Annotated in this window: 9 protein-coding genes; 7 read left to right on the forward strand and 2 right to left on the reverse strand. The window is 72.5% G+C overall.

All coding sequences use genetic code 11. From position 1 onward, the window contains the following. The first annotated feature begins 71 nt into the window (after window positions 1-71). Entirely contained in the window at window positions 72-1,268 is a 1,197-nt protein-coding gene (locus AN218_RS21290) for a carbohydrate ABC transporter permease (RefSeq protein ID WP_244900569.1), read from the forward strand. Continuing rightward, entirely contained in the window at window positions 1,255-2,154 is a 900-nt protein-coding gene (locus AN218_RS21295; protein WP_216311789.1) for a carbohydrate ABC transporter permease, read from the forward strand. Before AN218_RS21290 ends, AN218_RS21295 begins: the two co-directional genes overlap by 14 nt. Before the next feature lie 192 nt (window positions 2,155-2,346). Here the strand turns inward: AN218_RS21295 and AN218_RS21300 are convergent, their stop codons facing one another. Together AN218_RS21300 and AN218_RS21305 are read right to left on the reverse strand one after the other, a co-directional pair. Continuing rightward, entirely contained in the window at window positions 2,347-2,943 is a 597-nt protein-coding gene (locus AN218_RS21300; protein WP_070018501.1) for an NlpC/P60 family protein, read from the reverse strand. 262 nt (window positions 2,944-3,205) lie between these two features. Then, complete coding sequence (locus tag AN218_RS21305) at window positions 3,206-4,150, reverse strand: SDR family NAD(P)-dependent oxidoreductase (RefSeq protein WP_070018504.1); 945 nt, start codon at window positions 4,148-4,150, stop codon at window positions 3,206-3,208. Window positions 4,151-4,502: 352 nt separating this feature from the next. On the opposite strand from AN218_RS21305, the gene AN218_RS21310 reads away from it, so the two are divergent. From AN218_RS21310 to ssuE, 5 genes are all read left to right on the forward strand, one after another. Further along, window positions 4,503-5,087, forward strand: coding sequence for a hypothetical protein (locus AN218_RS21310; protein WP_244900570.1), 585 nt, complete (start codon window positions 4,503-4,505; stop codon window positions 5,085-5,087). 155 nt (window positions 5,088-5,242) lie between these two features. Then, entirely contained in the window at window positions 5,243-5,323 is an 81-nt protein-coding gene (locus tag AN218_RS39095; protein ID WP_375537848.1) for a putative leader peptide, read from the forward strand. A gap of 514 nt (window positions 5,324-5,837) precedes the next feature. After that, complete coding sequence (locus AN218_RS21315; RefSeq protein ID WP_070018506.1) at window positions 5,838-6,962, forward strand: LLM class flavin-dependent oxidoreductase; 1,125 nt, start codon at window positions 5,838-5,840, stop codon at window positions 6,960-6,962. Then, on the forward strand, window positions 6,959-8,602 hold the full coding sequence (locus AN218_RS21320) for an MFS transporter (protein ID WP_244900571.1): 1,644 nt from the start codon (window positions 6,959-6,961) through the stop codon (window positions 8,600-8,602). The genes AN218_RS21315 and AN218_RS21320 overlap by 4 nt, the downstream gene beginning before the upstream one ends. A 100-nt stretch (window positions 8,603-8,702) precedes the next feature. After that, window positions 8,703-9,269: NADPH-dependent FMN reductase (gene ssuE / locus AN218_RS21325; RefSeq protein WP_070018502.1), on the forward strand; the 567-nt coding region annotated here is incomplete at its 3' end.

Raw genomic sequence — 9,269 nt, forward strand, 5'->3', positions numbered from 1 at the left:
CGCCCGCCGACATCCTCGCCGCGCTCCAGCGCAACGGGGAGCAAGCGATCAAGAAGGGCGACTGACCCGGCATGCCGACCACTGTCACAGAGCGGCCCGCGCCGCCGTCCGTGCCGCCCCCGGGCCGGTCCGGCGGCGCGGGCTCCCGGCCCCGCACGGCCCGCGGGCGTGAGGGGCTGTGGGGCTGGTTCTTCGTGAGCCCCATGGTCCTGGGCCTCGGACTGTTCATGGCGCTGCCCATCCTGATGGCGGCGTGGGTGAGCTTCCTCGACTGGGACGGGCAGTCCAACCCCTTCACCCCGGACGCCCACTTCGTGGGGCTGGAGAACTACCGCAGCCTGCTCGGCGAAGACGGTCTCGCCCGTACGCTGCTGGCGACGTCGCTGCGCAACAACGCGTACTACGTGCTGCTGACGGTGCCGTTGCAGACCGCGCTGTCCCTCACGCTGGCGATCATCGTCAACCAGCGGATGCTGCGCGGCCGCAGCATGCTGCGCACCACGTTCTACTTCCCGTCCGTCACCAGCTCGATCGCGGTGTGCACCGTCTTCCTCTTCCTCTTCCAGGGCAGCGGCGCGGTCAACCAACTGCTGGGCTGGATAGGGATCAAGGGGCCGAACTGGTTCCAGGACCCGCGCGGAGTGGTGTGGGTCCTGCTCGACGCGCTGGGCGTCAGCGACGACAGCCACCCGACCGGTTTCCTCGCCGACCACCGGCTGATGGGGCTGCCGCTCGGCGAGTGGCTGGCGGGCCCGTCGGTGGCCATGTGCACCCTCATCCTCCTTGCCGTGTGGACGACTTCGGGCACGTTCATGCTCATCTTCCTCGCGGCGCTGCAGAACATCCCCCGCGAACTGGAGGAGGCGGCGGCCCTCGACGGAGCGGCACGGCGGCACATCCTGCGCCATGTGCTGCTGCCGGCGCTGCGTCCCGTGATGTTCCTGGTGACGACGCTGGGACTGATCGCCACCTGGCAGGTCTTCGACCAGGTGTACGTGCTGGGGCAGGGCGATCCCGCCAACACCACGCTCACGCCCGCGTATCTCTCGTACTCCTACGGGTTCGACAACGCGGACTTCGGACAGGGCGCGGCCATCTCCTTCATCCTGCTGGGGATCGTGCTGCTGATGACGGGGGTCCAGCGCTGGCTGCTGCGCGAACGCGGCGGACGGGACGGACGGGGCGCGCTGCGCCGGCGTCTCGCGGCGGCGGGGCTCCCGCGCGCGGGCGTGACCGAGGTCGAGGAGGCGCGTCGTGCGCAGGACTGAGATACGGCTCTCCACGGACGAGCGGCCGGTGCTCGCCCGCTTCCCGCGGCCCGCCCGCGTGGCCGGGTACACGGTGCTGCTCGCCTTCGCGCTGCTCTACGCACTGCCGTTCCTGGTGCAGTTGGCGACGGCCTTCAAGTCCGACCCGGAGGCCGCCTCGCATCCGCTGTCGCTGCTGCCGTCCGATCCGACGGCGGCCGTCTTCCGGCAACTGACCGGCTCGGGCGGGTCCGGCGAGGGCGTGCCGTTCCTGCGGTGGCTGGGCAACAGCACGCTGGTGACGGTCGTGGTGACGCTGGGGCGTGTGCTGTTCGACTCCGCGGCCGGTTACGCGCTGGCCAGGCTCCGCTTCCGGGGCCGGGCGGTGCTGGTCGCCTTCGTCGTCGCGGTGATGGCCGTGCCGCCGGTCGTGCTGCTCATCCCGAAGTTCCTCGTGCTCAACACCCTCGGCATCTTCGACACGTACACGGGGATGATCGTGCCGCTGCTCTTCGACGCAGCGGGGATTTTCATCATGAAGCAGTTCTTCGAGTCCATCCCGCGGGAGGTGGAGGAGGCGGCGCGGATCGACGGCGCCGGCGTCGGACGGATCTTCTGGTACGTGGTGCTGCCGATGTCGCGGCCCGCGCTGATCACGGTGACGCTGCTCTCCTTCCAGGGCTCGTGGAACGAGTTCACGCACTTCCTGGTCGCCACGCAGTCCAGCGACTACGAGACGCTGACCACCGGTCTGGCGCGGTTCGTCTCGGGCGGTCTGGGCGCGGGCACGCAGTATCCGCTGAAGCTGGGGGCCGCGCTGCTCTCGACGATTCCGGTCGCGGTGCTGTTCTTCTGCTTCCAGCGCTACTTCATCCGCGGCGCGAACGCGGGATCCGTCAAGGAGTAGGCGCCCAGGGCCCGTTCGGGGTCCCGTGCGCTCCCGGGCGGGTCTCGTACGCTCCCGCGCGCACGGCGGTACGGCAGCGCCCGGCGGCAGGGAAGCAGGCAACGCGGAGCGCCCCCGTCCCCAACAGGTGGGACGGGGGCGCTCCGTCGTGCAGGACGGGTCCGCGAAGAGCGCGGCCCGTGTCGTGCTGCCTCAGTCCGTCAGGTTGTTCGGACGGTAGGGCTTGTACTCGCTGCCGGCGTCCAGACCGTAGTCCAGGTTCCGGTGGTCGGTACCGTGACCGCCGCGCTGCTCGAAGGCCGAGTAGGCGGTGTGCGAGTCGTCGGTCCAGCCCTCGAAGATCACCACGTGGCGCGTGGTGTTCGAGCCGTCGGCGTCGATGAGCAGATCGCCGGGCTTGAGGTCACCCAGGTTGATCGGGGTGGTCAGGTCCCGGTTGCTCGCCAGCTCGACGGTGTTGGGCCCCGACTTCCACAGGCCCAGCGTCATCGAGACATAGCCGGAGCAGTCCTGCCGGTACCCGTCCGACCAGGTCTGCGTCTGGCTGTAGGGCACCTGCGCGCCGTTGTTGGCGGTCAGCCAGGTGGCTGCCCGCTCCAGCATCTGGGCCCGGGTGATCGCATCGGCCTTGCCGACCTTGTCGCTCTTGGCTGCCGATACGGCGGGCTTCTCGGCGGGGGTCGCCGTCGCGGACGACGGCAGCACCGCGAAGCCGAGGACGGCGGCACTTCCGGCCGCGGTCGCGGCCAGAGAGATCCGTGCACGCCGGCTGAGGGACGTCAAAGACATTCCGCTCCTCGTTGGTGGGGGAGGTGTGCTCACCACGGGCCAGAGGCCCGAAGCAGGCACATCGTGAAGCCCCCTTATTCATGAACACCGCACATGGCCACGCATCTTCACCTCATGCACACAAGTGGACTCGGGGCATCCCCCACCATGTGCGTCTTGTACCGACAGCGCGAGGCCGCGGATTCCGCAGGTGCGCCCAATGACGACGGTGAGCGGGAGAAACGGCGGAGAGGGGCCGCGGGGGGACGGAGATGGACGGCGGTCAGATCGTCAGCGTCTCGACGGAGACCTGCCAGAGCCGCTCGGCCGCTTCGGGATCGGTGGCGTGGGGCGCGACGCCGCGGTGCGAGCCCGGTGCGTTCAGCGGTGCCTCGTTGCAGTCCTCGAAGCAGCGTCCGCCGACGCCCTCCACCAGGGACGAGGCCGCCAGCAGCACCGACGTGGCCGCGCCCTGCGCGGGCGTACGCCACTGCGGGGCGTCCCCGCCGGGCCCGGCGGCACCGCGCTCCGCCTCCTCCGGTCCGACGTGGCGGTGGAGGCGGGTGCGGATCGCCCCCGGCAGCGAGGAGTTGACGGAGATCCCGTCGCTCTCCCAGCGCTCCCAGGCGTGCACGGCGAAGAGCGCGTTGGCCGTCTTGGACTGCGCGTAGGCGGTCCACGGGTCGTAGGCGCGCTCGCGGAAGTGGATGTCCTCGAAGACGAGCGGCGAGTGCAGATGGGCGCCCGCGCCCACCGACACGACGCGCGCCCCGCCCGCCGCCGCCAGCGCGCGGTGCAGCCCCAGCGCGAGCGCGAAGTGGCCCAAGTGGTTGGTGGCGAAGTGCAGTTCCCAGCCCTGCGGTGTGCGCACCTCGGGCGGCGCCATGACGCCCGCGTTGTTGACGAGGATGTGCAGCGGCCCGTCCCATGCGGCGATGAAGGCCGCGACGGACGTGCGGTCGGCCAGGTCCAGCGGCGCGACGCGGATCGCCTCGTTGCCCGTGGCGTCGACGAACTCCGCGGCCCGGCGCCGCCCTTGGGCGGTGTCCCGTACGGCGAGTGTCACCTGCGCCCCGGCACCGGCCAGCGTGCGGGCCGTCTCCGCGCCGATGCCGGAGGCGCCGCCGGTGACGACGGCGCGCCGCCCGGTGAGGTCGATACCGGCGACGACCTCGCCGGCGGTGGACTCGGCGGTGAAGGGAGTGCTGATGGGAGCGGTGTCGGTCATGGTCATCCCGTCTCGCGCGGCGGTCCGGAGCGGGAGGACGGCACCTGCGCGGACCGTACGGAGGCACCCGTACGGAAGTGCCGTGCGCACCTCGCGCACCGGCGGGCGGAAGATGCTGCCTCCACGGGAACCACTTCACCGGAGCCCTCGGCGTTCCTCAAACGGACTGGCCCTCCGAACGGGCCAAGGCGCACCTGGACGGATCACCGCGGCACCGCTCCCGCCCGTCCCGGATTGACAGCGCACCGGCCGGTGCGAGCCTGGACGAGGCGGGCACCGGCCGGTACGGCGAGGCCCGCCGTGGGCGGTACGGGCGGACCGCCGCCCTCCGACGCCCCGACGGGAGCCACACATGGCACACGGCGCACACGGCACGCACACCGGGAGCGGCCCGAACGGGGCGGCGGGCGCCCCGCCGTCCGGTGACGGCGACCGCGCCGACGCCGTGCATCCGCTGCGGGAACCGCTGGCCGTGTACCTCAACGACCACCTCCTGGGGGCGACCGCCGGCGGTGAACTGGCCCGCCGGGTCGCCAAGCAGCACGCCAGGTCGCCGGCCGGGGGAACGCTCGTCCGTGTCGCCGACGAGATCGCCGAGGACCGCGGCGCGCTGCTGCGCGTCATGCTGCGCCTCGGGGTACCGCCGCGCCGCTACCGGATGGCCGCGGGATGGCTGCTGGAGAAGGCGGGCCGGGTCAAGTCGAACGGCTTCCTGCTGCGCCGCGCGCCGCTGAGCAGCGTCCTCGAACTGGAGGCGCTGCGGCTGGGGGTCGAGGGCAAGCGGCTGATGTGGCAGGCGCTGCGCGGCCTGGAAGGGCCCCGCTCGTCCCTGCTCGACGACGCGGAGCTAGCACGGCTGCTGAACCGGGCGCACCAGCAGGCCGAGGCCCTGGAGGACCTCCAGCGCACGGCCGCCGCCGACGTCCTGGACGCCTGATCCGGGCGCCGCCGCCCGCCGCTTCCGGGTGCGCGTCCCGGGGCGCGATGAGCCGCGCGCGGCTGCGTTCCGCCACGGTGGCGCCCGTCTCACCTGCCGGAACGTCGGCGGGAAGGGGTTGAACCCTGCGGGGTGGCTCGCGCAGAATGCGAGACATGACAGCAGCCGCCGGAATCCTCGTGGAACGCCTCCACGTCGACCTGTGCCGCCAGTCCAGCGCGACCTGTCAGAGCTGATTCCCCGGCAGGGCCGCTCGCGCCCGCCGTCCCCGTGTCCGTTCCACGGCTGAACCGCGCGCCCGCACACGGTCGTTCGGGCCTCCCGGCCGCGCCGTAGGACGGACGGCCTCCCCCGGACTCCCGTGCGGTGCCGCGCCGTACGGACGGATCCGCGGGTGTCGTGCTTCCCCGTCACGTCATGTGCCCGGCCACGGCCGGGAGTCGAGGCGTGCGTACGGAGGCATCGTGCCGGGTCGGCAGGGCGGGCCGTCCGCCGACCGCCCCTCGTACGGCCCCGGTTGGGGCCCTCGTCCCGCCGCCGCCCGTACGGACGACCGACGCCGACGCCCCGTCCTCCGCCCCCGTACCGGCTCCCGCCGCGCGGAGCCCCGTCCCGCTTCCCTCCCTGGAGTCCCCCTTGTCTTCCGAGCGTTCACAGACCTCCGCGTCCCCCGCGGCGCAGTCGTCCCCCGACTCTCCCGACTCCCCCGCGCCGTCGGCGAGTTCGCCGCCGCTCACCTTCCACTGGTTCCTGCCGACGACCGGCGACAGCCGCCACATCGTCGGCGGCGGCCACGGCTCCACACCGGGCGCGGCGGGCGGCGACCGTCCCGCGTCCGTGGAGTACCTCGGCCAGATCGCCCGCACCGCCGAGCAGTTGGGCTTCTCGGGCGCGCTCACGCCCACGGGCGCGTGGTGCGAGGACGCCTGGATCACCACGGCGATGCTCACGCAGGTCACCGAGCGGCTGAAGTTCCTCGTCGCCTTCCGGCCGGGGCAGATCTCCCCGACGCTCTCCGCGCAGATGGCCGCCACGTACCAACGCCAGTCGCACGGGCGGCTGTTGCTCAACGTCGTCACGGGCGGCGAGTCCGCCGAGCAGCGCGCGTACGGCGACTTCCTCGGCAAGGACGAACGCTACGCGCGCACCGGGGAGTTCCTCGACATCGTGCGGCGGCTGTGGGCCGGCGAGACCGTGGACCACGACGGCGAGCATCTGCACGTCGAGGGCGCCCGGCTGAACCGACTGCCCGATCCCGTCCCCACGGTCTACTTCGGCGGCTCCTCCCCCGCGGCGGGCGACGTCGCCGCCCGCCACACGGACGTCTACCTCACCTGGGGCGAACCCCCGCAGCAGGTCAAGCAGAAGATCGACTGGGTGCGCTCGCTCGCCGCGGCGCAGGGACGCGAGGTGCGCTTCGGCATCCGGCTGCACACCATCAGCCGGGACACCTCCGCGCAGGCGTGGGCGGAGGCACAGCGACTGCTGGACGGCATGGATCCCGAGCGCATCAAGGCCGTCCAAGAGGGCCTGGCCACCAGCGAGTCGGAGGGCCAGCGGCGCATGCGCGAGCTGCACGACAGCGGCCGGGGCGACAAGCTGGAGATCTACCCCAACCTGTGGGCGGGCGTCGGGCTGGTGCGCGGCGGCGCCGGTACGGCGCTGGTGGGCAGCCACGCCGAGGTGGCGGATCTGATCGAGGAGTATCACCGCCTGGGCATCGAGGAGTTCGTCCTCTCCGGCGTCCCGCACCTGGAGGAGGCGTACTGGTTCGGGGAGGGAGTCCTGCCGCTGCTGGAGCGGCGCGGCCTGTGGCGGCACCCGGACGGGGACCGTACGACCGAGGCGGGCATCGTCCCGTTCGCGGGCCGGTGAGCGCGGAGCGGCCGGAGAACCCGGCACCCGCCGAGTCCACCACCGAACCGGTCGAATCCGCCGAGGCCGCCGGGCACGTCCGTAGCGCCGACTCCGCCCGGCCGGACGGGACTTCCGCCCCGGAGGAGACCGCGAAGCCGGAGGAGACCGTGGCACCGGACGACGCCGACGGGGCCGACGACGCCCGCGGCCTGCGGACGGTCGTCCTCTCCAGCCTGCTGGGCACGACCGTCGAGTGGTACGACTTCTTCCTCTACAGCACGGCCGCCGGACTCGTCTTCGGCGAGCTGTTCTTCCCCACCGGCAACGGCACCGTCGGCACGATGCTCTCCTTCGCGACGTTCGCGGTGGGCTTCCTCGCACGCCCCGTCGGCGGGCTGCTCTTCGGGCACATCGGCGACCGCATCGGGCGCAAGCGCACCCTCGCGTTCACGATGAGCCTGATGGGCGTGTCCACCGCGCTGATCGGCGTCCTCCCGACGTACGAACAGGCCGGGCTGCTCGCTCCCGCACTGCTGCTGGTGCTGCGGATCGCCCAGGGTGTGGCACTGGGCGGCGAGTGGGCCGGTGCGGTGCTGCTCGCCGTGGAGTTCGGACCGAAGGGCCGCAAGGGACGCTTCGGCAGCTATCCGCAGATCGGGCTGGCGCTCGGACTCGCCCTGGGCACGGGCGCGTTCGCGCTGCTGAACAACGTGCTCAGCGACGAGGCGTTCCTCGGGTACGGGTGGCGCGTGGCGTTCCTCGTCTCGCTCGTGCTCGTCGCGGTCGGTCTGACCGTACGGCTGAAGATCGACGAGACACCGGCGTTCAAGGCGGTACGGCGGCTCCGGGAGCTTCCGCGGTCGGCGCCGCTCGTCGAGCTGCTGCGCGAACGCCCGTCCAGGCGGCATGTGGGGCTGGGCATGCTGGCCCGCTGGGGCGAGGGCGCCGCCTTCAACACCTGGGGCGTCTTCGCCCTCACCTACGCGACGACGACGCTGAAGCTGGACCGCACCGCGGTGCTGCTGTCGGTGACCGCCGCGGCGGTGGTGATGGCGGTGGCGATACCCGTCTCCGGCTCGCTCACCGACCGGCAGGGCGCGCGCCACGTCTACTTCGTGGGCATGGGCCTGTTCGCGCTGTCGGTCTTCCCCGCCTTCTGGGTCTTCTCACTCGGCGGGACGTGGGCGTTCGCGGCCGTGCTCGTCGTGACGCTGGGGCTGGTGCACGCCTACTTCTACGGAGCCCAAGGCACCCTGTTCGCCGCCCTGTTCGCGACGCAGGTCCGCTACACCGGAATGTCGTTCGTCTACCAGATGTCCGGCATCTTCGCCTCCGGCATCACCCCGCTGATCATGACGGCGCTGCTGGCGCTGGGCGGCGGTTCGCCCTGGTGGGCGTGCGGCTATCTCGCGCTGACGGCGCTGGTGAGCATGTGGGCGACCGCGCGGCTGCGGGAGCGGGACCTGTACGTCGTCACCGGCGGCGGAGCGCAGGGCGGCCCGCACGGGAGCCGGCCCGCTGTGTCCGGCGAGCAGCGGGCGGATCAACACCGGCCCGGCGCACGGCAGTCCGAGGAGCGGCAGTCCGACGAACGGCAGTCCGACGGGCGGTCGGAGGAGCCACAGCCGGACGGCCCGCACGCGACGCTCCTCCGCTGACCCGCGGCGGACGGACCCCCTCCGCGCATCCGCTTCCCCTCCCCCCTCCGCCTCCGCCTCCGCCTCCGCCAACCCGAGACCTTCCGAGGAGAGAATCCCGATGCCCAACGTCCTGACCGTCTCCGGCAGTCCGTCGTCCCGCTCCCGTACCTCGTCCCTGGTACGGCACGTGGGCGCGCTGCTGGCGGCCGAGAACCACGACGTACGCCATGTCGCCGTCCGCGATCTGCCCGCCGAGGCGCTGCTCGCGGGCGACGCGTCCCATCCGGCGATACGGGAGGTGATCGAGACGATCGAGTGGGCGGACGCCCTGGTCGTAGGCACGCCCGTCTACAAGGCCGCCTACAGCGGGCTGCTCAAGACACTGCTCGATCTGCTGCCGCAGTTCGCCCTCGCCGGAAAGACGGTGCTGCCGCTGGCGACCGGCGGCAGCACCGCCCACGTCCTCGCGATCGACTACGCGCTGCGGCCCGTGCTCACCTCGCTGGGCACGGACAACGTGCTGCGCGGCTGGTTCGTGCTCGACCGTCATGTCTCGACGGAGGCGGAGGGCGCGGGAGCGGTCGCGGCGGAGGCCGCGGACGGCGTGGCCGAGACGGCCTCCCGGCTCATCGACAGCCTGGCCGCGCCGGAGGGGCCGCGGGTCGCGGCGTCCCGGCGGGGGCTG

It is taken from the genome of Streptomyces nanshensis (assembly GCF_001751255.1).
In the GTDB taxonomy this organism is placed as follows: Bacteria; Actinomycetota; Actinomycetes; order Streptomycetales; family Streptomycetaceae; genus Streptomyces; species Streptomyces nanshensis_A.

Coding starts and splice junctions, on each gene's coding strand:
- AN218_RS21290 (WP_244900569.1), top strand. CDS start 72: ATGCCGACCACTGTCACAGAGCGGCCCGCGCCGCCGTCCGTGCCGCCC.
- AN218_RS21300 (WP_070018501.1), bottom strand. CDS start 2,943: ATGTCTTTGACGTCCCTCAGCCGGCGTGCACGGATCTCTCTGGCCGCG.
- AN218_RS21305 (WP_070018504.1), bottom strand. CDS start 4,150: ATGACCGACACCGCTCCCATCAGCACTCCCTTCACCGCCGAGTCCACC.
- AN218_RS21310 (WP_244900570.1), top strand. CDS start 4,503: ATGGCACACGGCGCACACGGCACGCACACCGGGAGCGGCCCGAACGGG.
- AN218_RS39095 (WP_375537848.1), top strand. CDS start 5,243: ATGACAGCAGCCGCCGGAATCCTCGTGGAACGCCTCCACGTCGACCTG.